At 65.8% G+C, this 21,748-nt stretch carries 19 protein-coding genes; 14 read left to right on the top strand and 5 right to left on the bottom strand.

The genetic code is table 11. The features are described from left to right. Positions 1 to 73: 73 nt before the first annotated feature. Positions 74 to 1,717 carry a hypothetical protein gene (locus SMA01S_RS18835; RefSeq protein ID WP_157094035.1) on the bottom strand — a complete coding sequence of 548 codons (1,644 nt, stop codon included), beginning with the start codon at positions 1,715 to 1,717 and terminating at the stop codon, positions 74 to 76. 257 nt (positions 1,718 to 1,974) lie between these two features. Between SMA01S_RS18835 and SMA01S_RS18830 the strand changes: the two genes are divergently transcribed. From SMA01S_RS18830 to SMA01S_RS18795, 8 genes are all read left to right on the top strand, one after another. Continuing rightward, complete coding sequence (locus SMA01S_RS18830) at positions 1,975 to 3,081, top strand: ABC transporter ATP-binding protein (protein ID WP_066826109.1); 1,107 nt, start codon at positions 1,975 to 1,977, stop codon at positions 3,079 to 3,081. 107 nt (positions 3,082 to 3,188) lie between these two features. Continuing rightward, complete coding sequence (locus tag SMA01S_RS18825; RefSeq protein WP_066826075.1) at positions 3,189 to 4,196, top strand: LacI family DNA-binding transcriptional regulator; 1,008 nt, start codon at positions 3,189 to 3,191, stop codon at positions 4,194 to 4,196. Then, positions 4,189 to 5,598 (top strand): glucoamylase family protein, encoded by a 1,410-nt coding sequence (locus tag SMA01S_RS18820; protein ID WP_066826074.1) that lies wholly within the window; start codon positions 4,189 to 4,191, stop codon positions 5,596 to 5,598. Before SMA01S_RS18825 ends, SMA01S_RS18820 begins: the two co-directional genes overlap by 8 nt. After that, positions 5,595 to 7,088 (top strand): sugar ABC transporter substrate-binding protein, encoded by a 1,494-nt coding sequence (locus tag SMA01S_RS18815; protein ID WP_218016928.1) that lies wholly within the window; start codon positions 5,595 to 5,597, stop codon positions 7,086 to 7,088. The genes SMA01S_RS18820 and SMA01S_RS18815 overlap by 4 nt, the downstream gene beginning before the upstream one ends. Further along, on the top strand, positions 7,085 to 7,960 hold the full coding sequence (locus SMA01S_RS18810; RefSeq protein ID WP_066826071.1) for a carbohydrate ABC transporter permease: 876 nt from the start codon (positions 7,085 to 7,087) through the stop codon (positions 7,958 to 7,960). The genes SMA01S_RS18815 and SMA01S_RS18810 overlap by 4 nt, the downstream gene beginning before the upstream one ends. After that, positions 7,957 to 8,772, top strand: coding sequence for a carbohydrate ABC transporter permease (locus SMA01S_RS18805; RefSeq protein ID WP_066826106.1), 816 nt, complete (start codon positions 7,957 to 7,959; stop codon positions 8,770 to 8,772). The genes SMA01S_RS18810 and SMA01S_RS18805 overlap by 4 nt, the downstream gene beginning before the upstream one ends. Before the next feature lie 11 nt (positions 8,773 to 8,783). Then, positions 8,784 to 9,566, top strand: coding sequence for a carboxylesterase family protein (locus SMA01S_RS18800; protein WP_169804273.1), 783 nt, complete (start codon positions 8,784 to 8,786; stop codon positions 9,564 to 9,566). Continuing rightward, entirely contained in the window at positions 9,563 to 10,906 is a 1,344-nt protein-coding gene (locus SMA01S_RS18795; protein ID WP_066826067.1) for a GH1 family beta-glucosidase, read from the top strand. The genes SMA01S_RS18800 and SMA01S_RS18795 overlap by 4 nt, the downstream gene beginning before the upstream one ends. A gap of 195 nt (positions 10,907 to 11,101) precedes the next feature. On the opposite strand, the gene SMA01S_RS18790 is transcribed toward SMA01S_RS18795, so the two are convergent. Continuing rightward, positions 11,102 to 12,901 carry an aminopeptidase P family protein gene (locus SMA01S_RS18790; protein WP_066826063.1) on the bottom strand — a complete coding sequence of 600 codons (1,800 nt, stop codon included), beginning with the start codon at positions 12,899 to 12,901 and terminating at the stop codon, positions 11,102 to 11,104. Positions 12,902 to 13,121: 220 nt separating this feature from the next. Here SMA01S_RS18790 and SMA01S_RS18785 point away from each other — a divergent pair, with 220 nt between their 5' ends. The 3 genes from SMA01S_RS18785 (at position 13,122) to SMA01S_RS18775 (ending at position 16,510) form a co-directional block, all read left to right on the top strand. After that, positions 13,122 to 13,769 (top strand): hypothetical protein, encoded by a 648-nt coding sequence (locus SMA01S_RS18785; RefSeq protein WP_066826060.1) that lies wholly within the window; start codon positions 13,122 to 13,124, stop codon positions 13,767 to 13,769. 40 nt (positions 13,770 to 13,809) lie between these two features. Then, a complete protein-coding gene (locus SMA01S_RS18780; RefSeq protein WP_066826057.1) occupies positions 13,810 to 15,873 on the top strand; it encodes a S9 family peptidase in 2,064 nt (687 codons plus the stop codon). A gap of 205 nt (positions 15,874 to 16,078) precedes the next feature. After that, positions 16,079 to 16,510: an acyl-CoA thioesterase gene (locus SMA01S_RS18775; protein WP_066826054.1), complete on the top strand. Its 432-nt coding sequence runs from the start codon at positions 16,079 to 16,081 to the stop codon at positions 16,508 to 16,510. 69 nt (positions 16,511 to 16,579) lie between these two features. Here the strand turns inward: SMA01S_RS18775 and SMA01S_RS18770 are convergent, their stop codons facing one another. Beyond that, entirely contained in the window at positions 16,580 to 16,849 is a 270-nt protein-coding gene (locus SMA01S_RS18770) for a hypothetical protein (protein WP_066826051.1), read from the bottom strand. Between the two features lie 187 nt (positions 16,850 to 17,036). Between SMA01S_RS18770 and SMA01S_RS18765 the strand changes: the two genes are divergently transcribed. Next, positions 17,037 to 17,441 (top strand): hypothetical protein, encoded by a 405-nt coding sequence (locus SMA01S_RS18765; protein ID WP_066826048.1) that lies wholly within the window; start codon positions 17,037 to 17,039, stop codon positions 17,439 to 17,441. A 378-nt stretch (positions 17,442 to 17,819) separates the two neighbouring features. On the opposite strand, the gene SMA01S_RS18755 is transcribed toward SMA01S_RS18765, so the two are convergent. Beyond that, on the bottom strand, positions 17,820 to 19,277 hold the full coding sequence (locus SMA01S_RS18755) for a glycosyltransferase family 2 protein (RefSeq protein WP_066826044.1): 1,458 nt from the start codon (positions 19,275 to 19,277) through the stop codon (positions 17,820 to 17,822). Between the two features lie 93 nt (positions 19,278 to 19,370). Between SMA01S_RS18755 and SMA01S_RS18750 the strand changes: the two genes are divergently transcribed. Both SMA01S_RS18750 and SMA01S_RS18745 read left to right on the top strand, forming a co-directional pair. Then, positions 19,371 to 19,946: a cytochrome b gene (locus SMA01S_RS18750; RefSeq protein ID WP_066826042.1), complete on the top strand. Its 576-nt coding sequence runs from the start codon at positions 19,371 to 19,373 to the stop codon at positions 19,944 to 19,946. A gap of 81 nt (positions 19,947 to 20,027) precedes the next feature. Then, positions 20,028 to 20,513: a methylated-DNA--[protein]-cysteine S-methyltransferase gene (locus tag SMA01S_RS18745; protein ID WP_066826040.1), complete on the top strand. Its 486-nt coding sequence runs from the start codon at positions 20,028 to 20,030 to the stop codon at positions 20,511 to 20,513. A gap of 174 nt (positions 20,514 to 20,687) precedes the next feature. On the opposite strand, the gene SMA01S_RS18740 is transcribed toward SMA01S_RS18745, so the two are convergent. Continuing rightward, entirely contained in the window at positions 20,688 to 21,707 is a 1,020-nt protein-coding gene (locus SMA01S_RS18740; protein WP_245649335.1) for a cell wall hydrolase, read from the bottom strand. Positions 21,708 to 21,748 lie beyond the last annotated feature (41 nt).

Genomic DNA, 21,748 nt, shown 5'->3' with positions numbered 1-21,748 from the left:
CTCCGGTCGCGCCGCGGGTGAAACGATTTTAATTGCGCGCGGTTGCGGCCAGGGCGCGGGCATTCGGGTGGGGCTATTTGTCCCTGCCCTTGCCGCCACCCCGATTGCCGCCATCGCCTCGCGGCGATCCGCCGGTGCGCGGTGCCGAGGCCATGCCGCCCGGCCGTGCGGCCGGCAGCGGTGGTACGACTCGCACCGCCGCCGGTGGTGAAGGCGGGGATGGTGGCGGCGGGGGCGGCGCCGATACCGGTGCGCGCGGCGGTGTAAAACTGGGCCGCGGCGCTACCGTGACGGGCGGCGGCAGGCGCCGAGGCTCAGGGCGCGGCGCGAGCGAATCCGTCGCCCCGCCGCGGTCTGTCTTCACCATCGGCGGCTGTGGCGCGACGCGGACCGGCCGTTCGAAGCGATCCCCACCGCGCATCGCGCCTGGCGCCGGTGAGACTGTAGGCGTCGGCGCGGATGCGGGCGCAGCAGGCGGCGCACCTACGGTCGGCCTATTGCCATCGCTCTGCATCCGAGGCCAGCGCATCGGGCGACCGCGGTCACCGCCCGGCGTCGGTGCAACGGCGCCCGGCGGTGCCGATGGCGACGTCACGGGAGCAGTGGGAGCGGTCGGCATGGGCGTCGCCGGCACGGGCCGACCGAAACGCGGTGGGTACGGCCGGCGACCCGGTCCGGAATTGTCGCCGCGGTGAGGTTCACGCGGCGTCGCGCCCGGCGTCGGCGCAACGACGACCGGAGGCGGCGAGGTCACGGGCGCAGTGGGCGAGCTCGGCGTGGGCGTCGCCGGCACCGGCCGACCGAAGCGCGGCGGATAGGGGCGGCGACCCGGTCCGGCATTGTCACCGCGAGCGGGCCAGCCCGGCTTCGTACCCGGCGTGCCCGGCGTCGGCGGCGCGACCGGCCGTGAGCGCCCGATCCAATGGCCTCGACCCGGCCGATTGCCCGGACCGGCATCCTTGTCCGGCCGGTCCGCGCCCGGCGCGGTCACCCATTTGCCGCCTCCTGGCGGTGGGCCGCGATAGCCGTCACGCCGCCACCGGTCGAACCACTCGGCGCGTTGCCGCCGCTTCTGGCCCTCGGCGCCCAGCTTCTCGTGCCAGTCGCGATGATGCAGCCGGCCCCGTCCCGCGCGATACCGGATCCAGCCCGGCCGAGTGCGCCAGGTGTCGAGCCGCAGCTCGATCGCGCCGAACCAGCCGATGCTGTCGGCCCAGTCGCCGGCATAGACCGGCTCGGGAGTCTGCATCGCGCGCTTCATGCCGAAGCCGCGATCCGACAGCCATTGCGCACCGTCGATGATGTCGTCGGACGGATCGACCAGGTCGCCATTATCGCCATAGACCGCGGCGAGCGTTCGCCCGTCAAAACCATAGGCATAGGTCTGGTCGCCGACGAAGAAGGGATAACCGTCCTCCGGCGCGAAGACGTAATAGCGGTAATCCTCGCCGAGCGGCTCGGCGAGGATCGTCGAACCATCGGCCATCGCCCATGCCCAGCAATCGATGCCGTCGAAACGGAAGCCGTGATCGGGCGGCGCGGTGCCCATCGCGTCGAGCAGCGCATCGGCATCGTCGATATAGCGATAGGCGTCATCGGACGCGGACGCGGCCATGGGCGGCCCATCCTGCGCGGCGGCCATGACCGGCAGTGCCACACCCGCCAACAGCACGAAAATCGCCGCTGTCGCCGACCCCATCTGCTTTCGCGTCTTCATCTGCCCCACTCCTGCCAACACCGCCGAGGTCATCCCACAATGTCAATGAACTCGCCCTGTCGCGCTTGTTCAGCTCGCGTTGTCTTGATCACGCTCGATGCACGCGACCCAGCCTGACGTGCGGCGACGTGGAGTCAATCGGCACCGTCACGCCCGACGATCCTTTGGCATCCGCCGCCGCTCGCACCGGCACCTTGCATCGTCACGTGGTGCGGTTAGGGTCGCGGCAAGCGGCAGCGCCGCAGCAGGAGAGCGCGATGGCGACGGTACGCCTGACACAAGCAGCAAAGGCGTTCGGCCCGGTCGAGGTTCTGAAGGGAATCGATCTGGACATAGCCGACGGCGAATTCGTCGTGTTCGTCGGCCCTTCTGGCTGCGGCAAATCGACCCTGTTGCGCAGCATCGCCGGGCTGGAGACACTCAATTCGGGGACGGTCGAGATCGACGGCCGCATGGTCAACGACGTCGCGCCATCGGAGCGCGGCATCGCGATGGTGTTCCAATCCTACGCGCTCTATCCGCATATGAGCGTGCGCGAGAATATGGGCTTCGCGCTCAAGTTGGCCGGGCGATCCAGGGCGGAGATAGCGGCAGCGGTCGATGCCGCCGCGGCAACCCTCGACATCGCGCATCTGCTCGACCGGCGGCCCAAGGAATTGTCGGGCGGCCAACGCCAGCGCGTCGCGATCGGCCGCGCGATCGTCCGCGAGCCCAAGGTCTTCCTGTTCGACGAGCCGCTGTCCAACCTCGACGCGGCGCTACGCGTTCGCATGCGCTACGAATTCGCCGGGCTGCACAAGGCGCTCGGCACCACCATGATTTACGTCACGCACGACCAGGTCGAGGCGATGACGCTGGCCGATCGCATCGTCGTGCTCAACGGCGGGGTGATCGAGCAGGTCGGCACTCCCGATGATTTGTACGAGCATCCCGACACGATCTTCGTCGCGGGGTTCATCGGCTCGCCGACCATGAACCTGATTCCGGCGACCTATGCCGGGCCGGGCGCGAAAGGCGCGACGGTCAGACTGGCTGGCGGACAGGTTATCGAAACCATGATCCCCACCGAGGCGATGGCAAGCGGGATAGCCCTGACGCTCGGCGTGCGGCCCGAGCATGTGGGAACCGACGGCGCGACCAACCGGCTGACGGGCGCGGTGCGGATGGTCGAGTCGCTGGGTGCGGTGCATCACGTCCATCTCGCGATCGACGGACTCGCCGATCCGCTGGTCGCGTCGCTGCCAACACGGCCGACCGCCGACGCGGTCGCCGTCGCAATGGCGCCGGAAGCTTTGCATCTGTTCGACAAACGAGGGCGCGCGCTACCGCGTCCGGCGCTTACCGTTCCACGCGCCGCCGCCTAATCCGATTCGGGTCTAAAAAGCCGCTTGGCGCAACGCCCCCAAGCGGCTTAGAGAGGTGCGTGGAAACGGTTACACGCGCCGCCAGCGTGTGCATTGGGGAGGAATAGATGTCGGCCGTCACGATTCGCGATGTCGCTCGCCGCGCCGCAGTGTCGGTCGCCTCCGCCAGCCGCGCGCTCAACAATCATGCCAGCGTCACCCCGGCGACGCGCCAGCGCGTGATCGAGGCAGCACGCGCGCTCGATTACGTACCGCATCTCGGCGCGCGCAGCCTGTCGCGCGGCCGCTCCAACACGATCGGCGTGGTGCTGCCCGACTTGTTCGGCGAGTTCTTTTCCGAAATCATCCGCGGCATTGATTACGCCGCGCACCGCCGCGGGCTGCAACTGCTGCTGTCCAACATGCATGGCAGCGCCGACGAGACCGAGCTGGCGATCCGGGCAATGCGCGGTCGGGTCGACGGGCTGCTCGTCATGTCGCCGCAGGTCGATGCCGAGTTCCTCGGCCGCAACTTGCCTAAGGGACTGCCCGCGATCGTCATGAATGCGGCGGCGAGCGACGGCACGCATCCGACCATTGCGATCGACAATCTGGCCGGCGCGCGCGAGGCGGTCGCGCACCTCGTCGCGCAGGGCTGTACGCGGATCGCGCATATCACCGGCCCGGAGGGCAATGCCGATGCCGATGCCCGCCGCGCGGGGTTTCGCACCGCGATGATCGAATTGCTCGGCGCTGGTGCTTCGGTCGAGATCGAGGGCGATTTCAGCGAAGCATCGGGAATCGAAGCGGCCTGGAAGATCCTGGGCCAGAACCCGCGCGTCGACGGGGTGTTCGCGGCGAACGACATGATGGCGGTCGCGTGCATGGCGACGCTGGCCGAGGACGGCATGCGCGCGCCGGACGACGTCGCGATCATCGGCTTCGACGGCGTGCCGATCGCGCAATATGTCACGCCGGCCCTGTCGACCATGGCGCTCAACCTCGCCGAACTCGGCGAACGCGCGCTCGAAAAGCTCGTCGCGATCACTGAATCCGAAGAGAAGGTCGAAGCGACCACCGAAATGCTCAAGCCCGAACTCGTCATCCGCGCCTCCAGCCGCCGCCGCCATGCTTGATCGCCGCCAATTGCTGCTCGCCGGCGGCGCGGCGCTCGGCACCGCCGCCTTACCCGCAATCGGCGCGTCGAGGGCACGCCGGGGCGACTTGTTCGGCGATATCCACCGGCGCACGTTCCGCTTTTTCTGGGAGCGGTCGAACCCGGCGAACGGGCTGATGACCGATCGCTGGCCGAGTCCCAGCTTTGCGAGCATCGCCGCGACCGGCTTCGCGCTCACCGCTTATCCGATCGGGGTCAAGCACGGCTGGATCACGCGTGCCCAGGCGCGCGACCGCACGCTCGCGACGTTGCGCTTCTTCTGGAAGGCACCGCAGGGCGACGCACCGAGCGGGGTCACCGGCTACAAGGGCTTTTTCTACCACTTCCTCGACATGGAGAGCGGCCTCAGGTTCCGGCAGAACGAACTATCGTCGATCGATACCACGTTGTTGCTCGGCGGGGTGCTGTTCGCCGGGCAATGGTTCGACCGGCCGGAGGAAGCCGAAATCCGCGACCTCGCCGCCAAGATCTACGCGCGGTGCGACTGGCGCTGGTTCCAGCAACACGATGCGCAGAAGCGTGTATCGATGGGCTGGCATCCGGAGAGCGGGTTCATCGCGCGGCCCTGGTTCGGCTATACCGAAGGCCAGATTCTCTACGTGCTCGCGCTGGGTGCGCCCGATCACTATCTCGACCGCGACGCCTATGACGGCTGGTGCTCGACCTACCCGGACAGCTGGCGCGGCAGCGGCGAGACCCGCCACCTCGCCTTCGGGCCGCATTTCGCGCATCAGTTCACGCAATGCTGGGTCGATATGCGCGGCATCCGCGACGCGACGATGCGCGACGCCGGGTTCGACTATTTCGAGAATAGCCGACGCGCGACCTATTGGCAGCGGGACTATGCCATCAGAAACCCGGGCAAGTGGGTCGGTTATTCGCGGAACATCTGGGGTCTGGCCGCGTGCGACGGACCGGGCAGCATCCGGGCGATGGTCGGCGGCACGCAGCGCCAGTTCACCGGCTATGCCGCGCGCGGACCCATCGGCCTGCCCGACGGACTCGACGATGGCACGATCACGCCATACGCTTCGGTCGCGTCGCTGCCATTCGCGCCGGAGATCGTCGAGCCGGCGGCGCGCGCGCTTCGCGATCGTTACGGTAGCGCGATTTACGGGCAATACGGCTTCCTCGATTCGTTCAACCCCAGCTTCACGTTCGCGCAGGCCGCGATCGATCAGGGCAAGATCACCGCGACCGCCGGTTGGGTCGACAGCGATTATCTCGGGATCGACCAGGGCCCGATCGTGGCGATGATCGAAAACCACCGCAGCGGAATGGTCTGGGAAGCGATGCGATCGCACCCCGCGATCCGGCGCGGTTTGCAGCGGGCAGGCTTTACCGGCGGCTGGCTGGGGTGAAGCTGTTCGGGGTCCTGACCGCGGGGCTGGCCGCGACCCTGCTGGGGTCATGTTCCAACGCTCCCGCGACGACCGTGCTCGATGTCTGGGCAATGGGCCGCGAGGGCGAAGTGATCGGCGACCTCGTCCCCGAATTCGAGCGCGAGAATCCGGGCGTGAAGGTGCGCGTCCAGCAATTGCCGTTCACCGCCGCGCACGAGAAACTGCTGACCGCGTTCGTCGGCAATGCGATGCCCGACATGGCGCAGCTGGGAAATAGCTGGGTGCCCGAATTCGCGACCCTGGGCGCGCTCGCGCCGCTCGACGGCCGCGTCGCCGCGACGCCGGCGATCCCACGCGCGGATTATTATCCCGGCATCTGGGATTCCAATATCGTCGACGGAAAGCTCTACGGCGTGCCCTGGTATGTCGACACGCGGTTGCTGTTCTACCGCCGCGATATCCTGGAGCGCGCGGGCTTCGACCATCCGCCGCGCGACTGGGCGGAATGGCGGCGCCAGATGGTGGCGATCAAGAAACTGGTTGGACCCGACAAATACGCCATTTATCTGCCGCTCAACGAGTACGAGCCGCTCGAAATCCTCGGGCTGCAGGCATCCGAGCCGATGGTCACCGACGATGCCCGCGGCAATTTCCGCAGCGCGGGGTTTCGCAAGGCGCTCGATTTCTATCTCGGCACGATGCGCGACGGTCTGGCGCCGGTCGCGGCGACCACGCAGGTCGCCAATGTATGGGACGAGTTCGACCGTGGCTGGTTCAGTTTCTACATCACCGGCCCATGGCAGATCGGCGAGTTCAAGCGCCGCTTGCCGCCCGGGCACCAAAACGAATGGATGACCGCACCGATGCCCGGTCCCGATGGCCCTGGCGTATCGAATGCCGGCGGGTCCAGCCTGGTGCTGTTCAAATCGTCGACCAGGAAGGACGCGGCGTGGAAGCTGGTCGAATTCCTGTCACGCCCCGACATGCAAATTCGCTTCCACGCGCTGACCGGCGACCTGCCGCCCAGGATCAGCGTGTGGAAGACGCCCGAACTCGCCAACGATCCTTACGCCAAGGCGTTCGGCGAGCAGCTGAGGCGAGTGCGGGCGACTCCCAAGGTTCCCGAATGGGAGCAGATCGCAACCGACCTCAAACTCGTCTCCGAGAAGGCCGCGCATGGCGAATTGACTGTCGACCAGGCCGTTGCCGAACTCGACAAACGGACGGATGAGACGCTTGCCAAAAGACGGTGGATTTTGGCGCGGCAGAAAAAGGTCGGCGTGCTCCTGCGAACGCACGAGCCCAGGATCGCAAGCGGCGTCACTCGTAACCCTGGATTCGTGCGTTCGCAAGAATACGGACAGCAGGCACAATCATCCCCCCAAACCGTTCGTGCTGAGCTTGTCGAAGCTCGTGTTCCAGAGGATCTGCCCGGTTCACGCCCTTCGACAAGCTCAGGGCGAACGGAGATTGGGACAGCGCTCGCGAAAGAGGGCGCGCGGTCATGAACCAGGAGCGCGCCGCTTGGGGATTCGTCGCGCCCGCATTGGTCGCGCTGGGACTGTTCTTCTTCCTGCCGGTCGCCGCCGCGCTGATCCTCAGCTTCACCGATTTCGACATTTACGCGGTCGCCGATATCGGCAACCTGCGCTTCGTCGGGCTCGATAATTACATCCACCTGCTCGAGACTCCATTGTTCTGGAAAGCGCTCGGCAACACCGCCTGGTTCGTCGTGCTGGGCGTGCCGCTGTCGATCATGATGTCGCTCGCCGCGGCGTTGCTGCTCGACAACAAGTTGGCGCGATTCAAAGGCTTCTTCCGCACCGTCTATTTCGCGCCGGTGGTCACCACGTTGGTCGCGGTTGCGGTGATCTGGCGCTATCTGCTCCACACCAAATACGGGCTGATCAACTGGGCGCTGGGCGGCATCGGCATCGCGCCGGTCGACTGGCTGGGCGACCCCCATTGGTCGATGCCGGCGATCGTGCTGTTCGCGGTGTGGAAGAATTTCGGCTACAACATGATCATCATCCTGGCGGGGCTCCAGACCATCCCCGAGGAGCTGCACGAGGCGGCGCGGATCGATGGCGCCAGTGCGCTCCAGCGGCTCCGCCACGTCACCCTGCCCGGCCTCGCCCCGGTGCTGCTGGTCGTATCGATCCTGACCATGGCGGGATACTTCCAGCTGTTCGCCGAACCCTATGTGATGACCCAGGGTGGCCCGGTCGAGAGCACGGTTTCGATCCTGTACTTCATGTACGAGCAGGGCTTCCGCTGGTGGAATCTCGGCTTCGCCAGCGCCATCGCGTTCGTGCTGTTCCTCATCATGTTCGCGCTGACCCTGGTGCAGCTCAAGGTCAGCGAACGGTGGACGCAATGAAGCGTGGCAGCGTCCTGACCAACCTGGCATTGTGGGTCGTCGCCTTGTTCGCGACGGCGCCGTTGCTGTGGATGGTATCGGTCAGCTTCATGACCCCGGGCGAGGCGTCGTCTTTCCCGCCGCCCCTGCTTCCCGCGCACCCGACCACCGCCAATTTCGTCGAGCTGTTCGCCAATACCGATATGGCGCGCTACCTCGCCAACAGCCTGACGCTGGCGACGCTGGCCACGCTCATGTCGCTCACCTTCAACGTGATGGCGGGTTATGCCTTCGCCAAATTGCGCTTCCGCGGGCGCGACCGGCTGTTCCGCTTCCTGCTGACCGCGCTCGTCATCCCTGCGCAGGTGGCGATGATTCCATTGTTCCTGATCTGCAAGTCGCTCGGCATCGTGAACAGCTTCGCCGGCGTGCTGGTGCCGTCGATCGCGACCGTGTTCGGCATCTTCCTGGTCCGCCAATATGCGCTGTCGATCCCCGACGAGATGCTCGAGGCCGCGCGCATCGACGGCGCGAGCGAGGGCAGGATCTTCCGCTCGATCGTGCTGCCGACCTTGAAGCCGATCCTGGCGACGCTCGCGACGTTCAGCTTCCTCGGCTCCTGGTCCGATTTCCTGTGGCCGCTGATCATCCTCAACGACAGCCAGAAGCAGACCCTGCCCGTCGCGCTCGCCAATCTCAGCCGCGAGCATGTCCAGGATATCGAGTTGATGATGGCCGGCAGCGTGGTGACCTTGCTCCCCGTGCTGCTGCTCTTCCTGGCGCTGCAGCGTTACTACATCGCCGGGCTGATGGCGGGGAGCGTCAAGGGATGAGGAGACTGATCTTGGCTCTCGCAGCCGCGGCGACGATCGCCGCGACCAAGAAACCGCCCACGCCCCCACTTCCCGAAGGCGTACAGACCGCGCAACCGGCGCCCGCCGCGGGCGGCTATCCCTATCTGATCTTCAAACCGCGCGGCTACGATGCCGACAGGACGCAGAAATGGCCGCTGGTCATCTTCCTCCACGGCTCGGGCGAGCGCGGTACCGATATCGAGGCGGTCAAACGTAACGGCCCGCCCAAGATCATCGCGCAGCATGCCGGATCGCCCTTCATCCTGGTCTCGCCGCAACTGGAAGCGGCCAGCGATGAAGACAGGCGATGGGACACGGCCAAACTCGACCAATTGCTTGCCTCGATCCGCGCGAAATATCGCGTCGATTCGAGCCGTATCTATCTGACCGGCCTCAGCCTGGGCGGCTACGCCACCTGGGCCTGGGCGCTCCGGCACCCCGAGATGTTCGCAGCGATCGTGCCGGTCGCCGGCCTGTCCGAGGACAAGGACCTCGACCCCTGCGTGCTCAAGGACATCCCGATCTGGGCGTTCCATGGCGACCAGGACGATGTCGTCGATCCGCAAGCCGGCTTCGCGATCGTCAAGAAGGTCGATGCCTGCAAGGGCAGCGTGCGGCCGAGGATGACGATCTATCCGCAGATGACCCACGGATCGTGGGAACCTGCCTATGACGACCCGGCGATGTGGCGCTGGCTGCTCGAGCAGCGCCGCAGCGTCCCCGCCCCCGGCGATCCCCAGGAAAACAGCAAGAAGAAGGCCGACAAGAAATGAGCAATCCGTTCCCCGACGATTTCCTGTGGGGATGCGCCACCGCGGCATACCAGATCGAAGGCTCGCCGCTCGCCGATGGTGCCGGTGCGTCGATCTGGCAGCGCTTCAGCCACGACCCGCGGCTGATGGCGGCCAAGGGCGATACCGGCGATGTCGCCTGCGATCACTATAACCGCATGGTCGACGACGTCGCGCTGATGAAGCGGCTGGGGCTCAAGGCCTATCGCTTCTCGGTCGCCTGGGGCCGCGTACTGCCCGACGGTATTGGCCAGGTGAACGAAGCCGGCCTGGGCTTTTACGAGCGGCTGGTCGACACGCTGCTCGCCAATGACATCGAGCCGCTTTGCACGCTCTATCACTGGGACCTTCCCGCCGCGCTCGACGACAGAGGCGGCTGGCTCAATCGCGACAGCGCAGACTGGTTCGCCGAGTATGGCCGCGTGATGTTCGACCGGCTCGACGGCCGTGTGACCAAGTGGGTGACACTCAACGAACCCTGGGTCGTCACCGATGGCGGGTATCTTCACGGCGCGCTCGCGCCGGGGCACAGGAATGTGTTCGAAGCGCCGATCGCCAGCCGCAACCTGATGCGCGCGCATGGCGCCGCGGTGAAGGCCTATCGCGAGGTCGGCAAGCACGAGATCGGGCTGGTCGTGAACCTCGAGCCAAAATACCCGGCATCGGACTCGCCCGAGGATCTGGCGGCGACCGCGCGCGCTACCGCCTATATGAACCGCCAATATCTCGACCCCGCGATCCATGGCACCAATCCCCCCGAGCTCGCCGATGTGTTCGGCGAGGCCTGGGTCGACTGGTCGTCGGAAGATCTGGCGCTGGCCAGGCAGCCGATCGATTTCGTCGGGGTCAATTACTACACGCGCAACGTCACCAAGGCGGACGACAGTTTCCCGGTGCGCGCCGGCATGGTGGTGCAACCGCAGGCGACCTACACGACCACCGGCTGGGAAGTGTTCGGCCAGGGCCTGACCGACGTGCTGTTATGGGTGAAGGACAATTACGGCGACCCGACGATCTACATCACCGAGAATGGCGCCGCTTTCTACGACCCCCCCGCCGCCTCGCAAGGCCGGGTCGAGGACCCGCTGCGCGCGGCGTATCTGCGCGAGCACATCGCCGCGGTCGGCAAGGCGATCGAACAGGGCGCGCGGATCAAGGGCTATATGTTGTGGTCGTTGTTCGACAATCTCGAATGGTCGCTCGGCTATTCGAAACGCTTCGGCATCGTCCACGTCAATTTCGAGACGCAGCAACGCACGTTCAAGGATTCGGCCAAGCTGTACAGCGAGGTGATCGCGACCAATGGGGCGTGCCTGGGGTAGCTAGGGTCGAACGCGACCAAGCTGAATCGTCACCCCGGCCTTGTGGCGGGGTCCACCGGGCGGCAAGGCCAGGAGAAGAAGCTCCTGCTACTGCGCCAACCTGCACAGTGGATGCCGGGACAAGCCCGGCATGACGGTTAAAACTAACCGCACTCGACTACAGATTCTCAACCGCCGCAAATTTGCCGCCGCCCCTTACCCCCCGATCGGCGCGCACTTCGCCAACAGCCACGCCCGCTCGTCCGCATTGAGCTCCGGCCCCAGCACGTCGAGCACGCGGCCATGATAGGCGTCGAGCCACGCGCGCTCGGTCCGGGTCAGCATCGCCGGCTCGATCAGCCGGCGCTCGATCGGCGCGAAGGTCAGTGTCTCGAACCCCATCATCGCCTGTTCGGCGCCGGGAATGTCGCGGCGTTCGACCAGCACGAGATTCTCGATGCGGATGCCGTATTCGCCCGCTTTGTAATAACCGGGCTCGTTCGAGATGATCATGCCGGGACGCAGCGGTTCGGCCGGGCCGCCGCCGGGATAATTGGGCTTGGCGATGCGCTGGGGCCCTTCGTGCACCGCAAGGTACGAGCCGACCCCATGGCCGGTGCCATGCGCGAAATCGAGTCCCGCTTCCCATAACGGCCGCCGCGCGAAACTGTCGAGCTGACCGCCGTTGGTCCCTTCCGGGAACACCGCCGTCGCCAGCGCGATATGCCCCTGGAGCACTCGCGTGAAGCGGTCGCGCATCTCGGCGGTCGGCTCGCCGACCGGGACGACCCGCGTCACGTCGGTGGTGCCGTCGGCATATTGGCCGCCCGAATCGACCAGATAGAGCTGGCCGGTCTCGATCTTCAGGTTCGAGTCCTCGTCGACGCGGTAATGCGGGCTGGCCCCGTGCGGCCCGGTTGCGGAGATCGTGTCGAAGCTCAGATCCTTGAGCAACCCGGTCGCCTCGCGCAATTCCTGCAGCTTGGCCGCCGCCGACAGCTCGGTCTCGGTCCCCTTGGGCAGGGTCTCCTCGCACCATTTGAGGAAACGGGTCAGCGCCGCGCCGTCGCGCACGCTCGCGGCGCGATGCCCCGCCGCCTCGGCCGGGTTCTTGATCGCCTTGGCCAACACCACCGGGTCGCGCAATGCGAGCACCGTCGCGCCGCCGCGCTGCAACCCGTCGAAAATCGCCGCGACCGCGCGTTCGGGGTCGGCGGCGACGCGCTTGCCGCCATAGGCCGCCAAAGCCGGCGCGAAATCGTCGCGGTCATGAACGCGCACCGCATTGCCGAGATGCGCGGCGACTTCTTCGCTCATCTTCTCGGGCGAGACGTAAAGGTCGACTGTGCCGTCGGCATTGGCGATGGCATAAGCGAGCGCGACCGGCGTGCGATCGACATCGGCGCCGCGCACGTTGAGCGTCCAGGCGATCGAATCGAGCGCCGACAGCACCACCGCATCGGCCTGCTGCTCGCTCAGCCAGTCGACGATATCGGCGCGTTTCTCCGCCGAGGATTTGCCCGCGAGCGCATCGGGCTGGACGACCAGCCGCGCATCCGACGGGGCCGGGCGATCAGGCCACACCGCGTCGACCGGATTGGTGTCGACCGCGACCAGGGTCGCGCCCTTCGCCGCCAGCGCCTTTTCGGCGTCCTTTACCCAGGCCGAGGTGTGCAGCCATGGGTCGTAGCCGATCCGCGCGCCCTGACCGGCGTGGCGGCCGAGCCAATCGGAGACGCTGGTCTCGGGCACGCCGACGAATTGCCAGTGATCGCCGTCGACCTGTTCGCGCACCTGGAGTGTGTAGCGCCCATCGGTGAAGATCGCCGCCTCCGCCGGCAGCACCACCGCGGTGCCCGCCGATCCCTGGAACCCGGTCAGCCACGCCAAGCGCTGCGCATAGGCGCCGACATATTCGGACATATGCTCGTCGGTGAGCGGCACGACGAAACCGTCGAGGCGCTCGCGCTTCAATTGCTCGCGAAGGGCGGTAAGGCGGTCGGCATAAGTGGACATCAAGCAATTCCATTAGTGTCGCGGGAGGCGACCGGGTGGTGGTTAACGAACGAAACGTGCAATGGCCCACATTTGCCGGCCTGACGCTCAGGTCAAGCGGGATACGCGCGTCCGATGGACAGCAAAGCGGCAATTGTCGGCGCGCACTGTGCGGGAGTAAGAGGCGCATAAGGGAAAATCCGGCGCCGGCATGGACGGGGGACGATATTTGAGCGGTCAGATGAACTCCGAAATGGCGCGCTGGTTTCCGGTCTTCTTTCCGTTCCTGTTCGTGGGGATGTGGCTCACGGTGACCTCCCTGCTCGGCGTCATGTCGGGGTGGTTCGAGCTCCAGCGACACTATCCCCGCGGTGAAGAGGAACCGTTGTTCAAGCGCAGGATCGGCTCGGCCAGCATGGGGTCTGGTGTGCACTTCCGGCGCGTCATCACCGTCGCCGCTTGCCGTTCGGGTCTACGGATCAGCGCGTCGCGGCTGATGGCGCCGTTCCAGCGGCCGTTCCTGGTCCCCTGGTCCGAGGTCGAGGCGGAAGAGACGCGGTCCTTCTTTGTCCCCATGGTCCGGCTCCGGTTCGGCCGGCCGGAGATCGGCAAGCTGACGATCGACGCGCGCGAGTGGCAGCAATTGTCCGCTTACGCGGCACCCCAGACGATGCGCATCGGAAATCTGACGGTGGAACCCGCCACGAACCGGGCTGTCGGCGCGGGACTCTTGGCACAATGGGCAATCATCGTCGCGGTTGCCGGCACGTTTTTCCTGGTCGCGTCGAGCAGCCAAGGGACGCCGCTGCCGACATGGCTGTGTTATGGTTTCCCAGCGATCGTGGTCGGAGGAGGCCAGTTGATCCGCTGGCTGATGCAGCTACGCTGAGCGGGGTGACGAGACCGTTGCGCCGCCCTAGGTAGGGCGCATGAACGACCAGCCGAAGCCACCCGTCGCCGCGACCCGCCCGCATTCCTTCACCACCCACGGCATCACGATCGAAGACTCCTGGGCCTGGCTCAAGGATCCGAGCTATCCCGACGTCAAGGACAAGGACGTGCTCGCCTATCTCGAGGCGGAGAACGCCTATTTCGAGGCGATGATGGCGCCGCACAAGCCGCTGACCGACCGGCTCTACGAAGAGATGAAGGGCCGGATAAAGGAGGACGATTCGTCGGTTCCGCAAAAGGACGGCGACTGGCTGTACTGGACCGCGTACGAGACCGGCGGGCAGTATCGCAAATGGTGGCGCAAGCCCGTGGCAGGCGGCGCGGACGAGCTGCTGCTCGACGAACCCGCGCTCGCCGAGGGCAAGGAATATTTCCGGCTCGGCGCCTTCTCCGTGTCGAACGACGGCAAGCTGCTCGCTTATGCGATCGACGACAACGGATCCGAACGCTTCACCATTCGGGTCAAGAATCTGGCGACCGGCGAGCACCTCCCCGACACCATCCCAGGCATGTTGTCGGAGATCGTCTGGACCGCCGACGACAGCGCTTTCCTCTACGGCCTCGCCAACGAGCAATGGCGCACCGACAATGCCCGCCTGCACAAGCTCGGCACCGATCCCGCGACCGATATCGAACTCTATCACGAGGATGACGAAGGCTTCCGCGTCGGGGTCAGCGAGACCAGCGACCGTAAATGGATCGTCATCGCCACCGGCGATCACGTCACCAGCGAAGTCTATCTGCTCCCGGCAACCGACCCGATGGCCAAGGCGATCTGCGTCGCTCCCCGCAAATCGGGGCGCGAATACGACGTCGAGACGCATGGCGACACGCTCTACATCCATACCAACGATACCGATCCGATGTGGCGGCTGTGCACCGCGCCGATCGCCGATCCCGAGAATTGGAGCGAGCTGATCGCGCCGTCGCAGCATTTCTACATGACCGGGATCGAATGCTATCGCGACTATTTCGTCGTCGAGGGGCGCGAGGACGGTCTCGATCAGATCTGGATCCACCGCTACGATCCGACAATCGCGCCCCGGCGGATCGCCTTTCCGGAAGCGAGCTATACCGCCGGCCTCGGCGACAATCCCGAATATGACATGCCGGTCATCCGGCTCGGCTACGAATCGATGGTCACGCCGGGGACGGTCTATGATTACGAGGTCGCGACGGGCGAGATGACCACGCTCAAGGTCCAGGAAATCCCTTCGGGCTACGACGGGGGCAAATATGCGACCGAGCGGCTCAAGATAAAGGCGCGCGACGGGACAGAGGTGCCCGTGTCGATCGTCTATCCGAAGGACTTTCCGAAGGACGGGTCGCGGCCGCTCTTCCTCTATGCCTATGGCGCTTATGGTTACGCCATCCCGCCTGGCTTCTCGACCGGACGGCTGAGCCTGCTCGATCGCGGCTTCGCTTATGCCATCGCGCATATCCGCGGCGGCGACGACCTCGGCCAGCAATGGCATCACGACGGCAAGCTCGACAAGCGCAGCAACACGTTCAACGATTTCGTCGACGTGGCGAAAGCGCTGGTCGCGGACGGCTGGACCAGCGCGGGCAAGATCGCTATCGCGGGGCGCTCCGCGGGCGGTGAGTTGATGGGGGCGGTGGTCAATTCGGACCCCGATCTGTGGGGCGCGGTGATCGCCGACGTGCCGTTCGTCGACGTGCTCAATACGATGCTCGACGACAGCCTGCCGCTGACCCCCGGCGAATGGCCCGAATGGGGCAATCCGATCGAGGACAAGGCCGCGTTCGAGCTGATCCGCGGCTACTCCCCCTACGACAATGTAAAGGCCCAGGCCTATCCGCCGATGTTCATCTCGGGCGGGCTCAACGATCCGCGCGTGACCTATTGGGAACCGGCCAAATGGGCCGCCAAGCTGCGCGCGACCAAGACCGACGATAATCTGCTGCTGCTCAAGACCAACATGGGCGCGGGGCATGGCGGCAAGTCCGGACGGTTCGACAGCTTGTACGAAGGCGCCGAGGAGCATTGCTTCGTGCTGTGGCAAATGGGCGTGGAGGAGTGACTCCCTCTCCCCTCCGGGGAGTTGAGGGTCGGTCATGCCCCCGGCATGACCTGACCAGCGCGGGGCGCTGGTCACCCTCAACTGGCCGGGGAGAGGGGCAGTGTGTCTCACTGACCGAGCAGACTGCCCCTCTCCCGACTTCGCTACGCTCGTCTGCCGGCGCCCGGTGGACATCGCCCCGCGATGTCCAGTGCATGCCGGGGGCATGCACGACCGGACGCCCCCCGGAGGGGAGAGGGCGATAGTGGCTGGCCTCTCCTACCCCATCACCGCAACCGAGGCGGACATCGACGAACTCGGCCACGTCAACAATGCCGTCTGGGTGAAGTGGATCCAAGACATCGCGGTCGCGCACTGGAACACGATCGCGACGCCCGAACAGCGCGAGGCGATGATCTGGGTCGTGACCCGGCACGAGATCGATTATCGCGGCAACGTCTCGGTCGGCGAGACGGTATTAGCCGAGACCTGGGTCAGCGACCCGCCGCAAGGCGCACGGTTCGACCGGCATGTCCGGTTCACCGGTGCTGATGGCAAGGTGAAGGTCGAAGCGGTGACCACCTGGGCGCTGATCGACCGCGCGACGGGAAGGTTGATGCGCGTGCGGCCGGAACTGGCGGCGCCGTTTCTGTCCTGACCGCGATCCGTCCTGGGCACCAAAGGCGATCATGGCGCGGGCATCGCAGCCCGCGCCAAGCCGCATCAATCAATAGCGGTAATCGTAATCGCGCCAGTGGTGGCGACGATGCTCGCGACGCCATTCGCGCTCGCGTTCCCAGCGCCGGCGCGCTTCCCAACGGTCGCGGCGTTCGCGCCAATGGTCGCGTCGGCCGTCGCGATAATAGCCATCCCCATAGCCATAGCTTTGGTAGCTCTGGTCATACGACCCCCAACGCTGCGCGGACGCCGTTGCCGGCATGAAGGCGAGCAGGCCGCCCGCCACCGCAGTCGAAAGAAACATCATGGTACGCGTCATTACAACCTCCTATCGGTGATGACCGAGCGAGGTTTACCGAACGCAATATTGGCCGGCGCTGAACCGGCCGTACAGGCGAGGTTTAGGGTCGGCTTGTGCGCTCGACCCTCCCGCTTCACCCCAGCGTGTTGGCTGCACCGTTCCATCCCCACCTTCTTCCTTCGGCCGAGGTCATGCATAAGTCGCCATGAGTAGATACCTGCTCCCGTTGATTGCTACGCTGAGCGGCTGCAGCCAAGCGCCGCTCTGCACGTCCGACGTCATCCAGGTAGCCCGTGACCCCGGCAGCGATCGGTATGCCGTCACCGAATCGCGCAATTGCGGGGCAACCTCCGATTTCGCGACCGTTGTCCGCGTCGGCCGAGCCAGCCAACCGCAAGACGAAGCGCAGGAAGTGTTCGTGGCCGACGATGGGGGATCAGGTGGCGGGCGACGCGGGACAATCTGGATCAACGTGGTCTGGACTGGTCCTGGCCACCTTATGATCGCCCGGGCATCTCATGCTCGCGTGTTCAAGCAATTGGCTGCCTCAAATGGTGCCGCGATCACCTATCGCGCAACGGATCCGATCGCCCCGCCTCCGGTGTCCTGAGGGAGATTCACCCGCGTTCATTTGATTGTGAACTACATGGCTGCTCACGATCCACTAGCGGACGTTTGGTTGACCCGGCATTATCCGCCAAGAAAGGCCTTGCAGTATGTTTGGCGGATTGATGCTTCTCTCGTTCTCGCTGGTCTTGGTTGCGTTCGCGGGAATCCATCTGTGGAACTGCTTCGACAAGGGTGTGGCGACCGCCTACGGCCACGCCTACCCTCGCGCAGAGAACCCCGGCGCTTTCTGGGTATCGGCTACCTGCTCGCTTCTCGCAGTTCTAATTGGATTGGCGTTATCCTTCGTTGCACTCGGAGGACTGCTCGGAGCGTTCTAATCGGAAGGGGCTTCTATGGCGTGGCAAACCACTGCCGAACCTCACCCTTCCCGCTTCACCTCCGCGATCGCCGTCCGGCTCTGCCTTGCCCAGGTCTCGCGGCCGGTCAGAAACGCCACCCAGCCCAGGATCGCGCCCCAGTGGCGGAATAGCTGGAAGCTGAACGGCTCGAGCACCGCTGCCGCCAATGCAGGCCCGAAGCGCAGCCCCTTGGTCTGCCCGGTCCAGCGCGAATAAAGGTGGAGCGAGGTCAGGTGGAAGGTCAGGTCGACCAGGATCTTGACCGCCATGATGATCAGGATCGGCAGCACGATCTGGAAGCGGCCGCTGAACAAGACCACCAGCAAGATGACGAACGCGGTCAGGCCGAACACCGGCTGCACCGTATCGGCCGCCTTGACCGGCAGCATCGCGGTGCCGAGCTTTCCGAAATGGCGGTTGGCGACCATGTCGCGATTCCAATGCTGGGTCTGCAGGAACCCGCCGAACCAGCGGCGGCGCTGGCGCAGGAACGCCGGCAGCGTCGCCGGCGCGTCGGTCGAGGCGAGCGCGTCGCCGACCACACGCACTTGCCAGTCGCGGCCGGTATCGCGCGCGACGCGGTGGAGGCGGTGGATCAGTTCGTAATCCTCGACCAGGCAATCCGGATCGAACCCGCCGACCTCGACCACCGCCTTGGTCCGGAACGCGGCAAACGCACCCGACACCAGCAGTAACCCGTTCACCCGCTGCCAGGCGTAGCGCGAGAGGAAGTTGCGGACATATTCATAGGTCTGGAACCACTCGAACAGCCGCCCCGAAAGGCTGGGCCCGCACATCGGCCGGATCACGCCGGTCGCCGCGACCAGCTCGGGTTCGGCGGCGAAGGCGTTGCGCATCGCAGCGATCGCGCCGGGCTCGAGCAACGTGTCGGCATCGACCGTGACGACGATCTCTTCGTCGACGTGCAGGATCGCGGCGTTGAGCGCACGTGCCTTGCCGCCATGCGGCAGCCGCAGCCAGCGCAGCGACGGCAGACCGGGCGCCGGCGGGCTGATCGCGCCCAGCACTGGTTGGGCCAGCCCATAGCGCGCGAGCGTCTCCGGCGTAGCGTCATCCGATCCGTCATCGGCGATCAGGATCAGATCGGGCGCGGCCTCCTGCGCGGCAAGGCGGTCGATCGTCACGTCGAGCACGGCGGCTTCGTTGCGCGCGGCGACGATGACGGCCAGACTCGACCCGACGTCGGACGGCGGCGCGGGCCGCGCACCGTGCCGCAGCGGCCAGATCTGCATCGCGGTGAAAACCAACAGCGCGGTATCGTAGAGGATATAGCCGACGCCGACCGACCAGACCAGGAAGCCCTGGCGCAGGAAGGCTTGAACCACCAGGGCGACGAACGTCACATATACCAAAGCCGTCACCCCCCGGCTCGGCCAGCCGACGCGGCGCGGATTGAGGCGCGGGGAAAGCATGGCGAATGACTGGGCGAGCGCGTCCGCCGGGGTACGCTGAAACATGGAGAACAAGACTTCGTTTGGGGGCGCCATATTCCCTAGCGTTCGTTACGGCGCCGGACTAGCCAGAATGCCAATTGCTTACGGGAGTACGTCGTGGAGAGCGAACGGTTCACGAAAACCGCGATCTGGTTGCACTGGCTGATCGCGATCGGGGTCGTGACCAACGTCACCCTTGCCTGGATCTGGCCACTCGGCGACCATAACGATGCGATCGGCGAGTATGTCCGGCCGATGATCGACAGCCACAAATCGATCGGCGTCACCATCCTGGGGCTCGCCATCCTGCGGCTGTTGTGGCGGATCGGGCACAAGCCGCCGCCCTTCCCCGCCAACTACAAGCCCTGGGAGCGGATCGCGGCGCATATCGTCCATTGGGGGCTCTATTTCGTCATTCTGGCGATGCCGATCACCGGATGGGTGATGGATTCGGCGTGGAAGGACGCGGCGACGCATCCGATGCTGTTCTTCGGCACGTTCGAATGGCCACGACTGGGGTTCATCATGACCATGGCGCCCGATACCAAAGAATGGATCCATTCCACCTTCGGCGAGGCGCACGAGCTGATCGCCTATCTGGTCTATCTCCTGTTCGTCCTGCATTTGGCCGGAGCGATCAAGCACCAGATGGAAGGACATAAGGAACTGCAACGCATGGGGATCGGCCGCTAAATGGCATTGAGCGCAAGGGCCGGGAAGCCGGCGGTCGGCGGCGCGCCTAGGTCCTTGGTCCAAGCCATAAAGGACCAAGCCATGACCTTTGCTTTCACCAGCTACCCCTCCCCGGTCGGCATGCTCAAGCTCGTCGCGAGCGATCGTGGGCTGGCCGCCATCCTGTGGGAGAATGACGATCCCGACCGCGTTCGGCTGGGCGCGATGAGCGAGCAGCCCGACCACCCGATACTGGTGGAAGCGGTGCGCCAGCTGAGCGATTATTTCGCCGGCACGCGCACGCATTTCGACCTGCCGCTCGATTTTCACGGCACCGATTTCCAGAAGAGCGTGTGGGCGGCATTGCTGACCATCCCGTTTGGCGAGACGCGCTCCTATGCCGAGATCGCACGCCAGCTCGGCCGCCCGACCGCGTTCCGCGCGGTGGGGGCAGCGAACGGCAAGAACCCGATCTCGATCGTGGCGCCATGTCATCGCGTGATCGGCACCAACGGGGCGCTGACCGGCTTTGCCGGGGGATTGGAAGGCAAAGCCTTCCTGCTCGAACTCGAAGGCGCCGCGGTTTAGTCTCCCCCTCCGTCGTCCCAGCGCAAGCTGGGATCTCTGGCCGAATGCGATACGGCTTTTTTCGCGCTCACACGCGTGCCGTCAGCCTTCCTCGCGGCGTTGGACTATCGGTGTCGGCGATGCTCTTGTGGTCGGCGTGGCAAGTCCGGCGGCCGGTTGCTCGAACCGTCTGAGTCAGTCGGTGGTTGCTACGTCTGTTGCGACATCAGCGAGAATCGGCAGGCCTTCACCGCGGTGAACGCGGACATTCCCGCTCGACGCCATCGCGCTGCTCACGCGGATGTGCTTGACCATCGGCAGCGGCGCCACCGGAACCGGGGCCGACAGGGCCGCGGCCTCGGGCGCCGCGGCGGTCGCGCCGCCGCGGTGGACGACGACGCCCGAATCGACTTCCTGGGCGCTATAGCCTGCATAACCTGCCGCGAGAGCAGTGCCGCTGTCGCTACCGGGCCATGGCGTTGTGCGGCCGGTTACGCTGGGCTCCAGCCCCGAATAATTCTGGCTATTGGCGAGCGCGCCTTCCAGCCCGCCGCGCCAGCGGTAGAAGATGTGGGCGCCGACCGCCGCGATGCGGTCCATGCTCGATGCCCACCAGGGCAGTACGTAATTGGCGTGGTAGAAGGTGGCCGAGCCAACCGGCGCGTAGACCTGGCCCGACAAGGCCGCGACCGCGATGTCGCGGGCATGCGCCCAGGACGCGGGGTCGCGGCGAAACGCCATCGATCCGTCGCAAGTGAAACTGAACTGGCACCCGGTGCGCCGGGTCGACCCCTGATAGACCACGCCGCACACGCTGTCGGGAAAGGCGCGGTCGCGCACGCGGTTGAGGACGACCTGGGCGACGGCGCGCTGGCCGTCGTCATTCTGCGACCGTGCTTCATAATAGACTGCGGCGGTCATGCACTCGATCGCTCGCGCGGCGTCGTCGGGGGTGCGCGTGGCCGACAGCGCCAGCAGCGGCTGGGCAGCGCTGATCGCGGTGCCCGGAACCGCCGCATCGACCAAAGCGGGGAGCTTGGCGGCGATATCGGCCGGCAAGTCGAGCGCGAGGCGGTTGATCATCGTCACCGTCGCGATCGGCCTTGCCGAGTGCTGCAACGGTACGCCGGCCTGGGGCAGGCATGACGCGACCATCGCCAGCAGGCCGAAGCCTGCCGGAATACGCGTTCGAAGGAGGAGCCAGCGCCGTGACACGCCCGCCGCAGTAACGGCAGGGTGTTAGAAGGTGGTTAACC

This window comes from Sphingomonas mali NBRC 15500, from assembly GCF_001598415.1.
Classification (GTDB): domain Bacteria; phylum Pseudomonadota; class Alphaproteobacteria; order Sphingomonadales; family Sphingomonadaceae; genus Sphingomonas; species Sphingomonas mali.
Note: the sequence above shows the minus strand (reverse complement) of the source record. Positions and strands in the feature narration are given on the sequence as shown.

What these genes read in the sequence shown, in the direction of transcription:
- SMA01S_RS18835 (WP_157094035.1), bottom strand. Translation starts at nt 1,717, where the DNA reads ATGAAGACGCGAAAGCAGATGGGGTCGGCGACAGCGGCGATTTTCGTG.
- SMA01S_RS18830 (WP_066826109.1), top strand. Translation starts at nt 1,975, where the DNA reads ATGGCGACGGTACGCCTGACACAAGCAGCAAAGGCGTTCGGCCCGGTC.
- SMA01S_RS18825 (WP_066826075.1), top strand. Translation starts at nt 3,189, where the DNA reads ATGTCGGCCGTCACGATTCGCGATGTCGCTCGCCGCGCCGCAGTGTCG.
- SMA01S_RS18820 (WP_066826074.1), top strand. Translation starts at nt 4,189, where the DNA reads ATGCTTGATCGCCGCCAATTGCTGCTCGCCGGCGGCGCGGCGCTCGGC.
- SMA01S_RS18810 (WP_066826071.1), top strand. Translation starts at nt 7,085, where the DNA reads ATGAACCAGGAGCGCGCCGCTTGGGGATTCGTCGCGCCCGCATTGGTC.
- SMA01S_RS18805 (WP_066826106.1), top strand. Translation starts at nt 7,957, where the DNA reads ATGAAGCGTGGCAGCGTCCTGACCAACCTGGCATTGTGGGTCGTCGCC.
- SMA01S_RS18795 (WP_066826067.1), top strand. Translation starts at nt 9,563, where the DNA reads ATGAGCAATCCGTTCCCCGACGATTTCCTGTGGGGATGCGCCACCGCG.
- SMA01S_RS18790 (WP_066826063.1), bottom strand. Translation starts at nt 12,901, where the DNA reads ATGTCCACTTATGCCGACCGCCTTACCGCCCTTCGCGAGCAATTGAAG.
- SMA01S_RS18785 (WP_066826060.1), top strand. Translation starts at nt 13,122, where the DNA reads ATGAACTCCGAAATGGCGCGCTGGTTTCCGGTCTTCTTTCCGTTCCTG.
- SMA01S_RS18780 (WP_066826057.1), top strand. Translation starts at nt 13,810, where the DNA reads ATGAACGACCAGCCGAAGCCACCCGTCGCCGCGACCCGCCCGCATTCC.
- SMA01S_RS18775 (WP_066826054.1), top strand. Translation starts at nt 16,079, where the DNA reads ATGCACGACCGGACGCCCCCCGGAGGGGAGAGGGCGATAGTGGCTGGC.
- SMA01S_RS18770 (WP_066826051.1), bottom strand. Translation starts at nt 16,849, where the DNA reads ATGACGCGTACCATGATGTTTCTTTCGACTGCGGTGGCGGGCGGCCTG.
- SMA01S_RS18765 (WP_066826048.1), top strand. Translation starts at nt 17,037, where the DNA reads ATGAGTAGATACCTGCTCCCGTTGATTGCTACGCTGAGCGGCTGCAGC.
- SMA01S_RS18755 (WP_066826044.1), bottom strand. Translation starts at nt 19,277, where the DNA reads ATGTTTCAGCGTACCCCGGCGGACGCGCTCGCCCAGTCATTCGCCATG.
- SMA01S_RS18745 (WP_066826040.1), top strand. Translation starts at nt 20,028, where the DNA reads ATGACCTTTGCTTTCACCAGCTACCCCTCCCCGGTCGGCATGCTCAAG.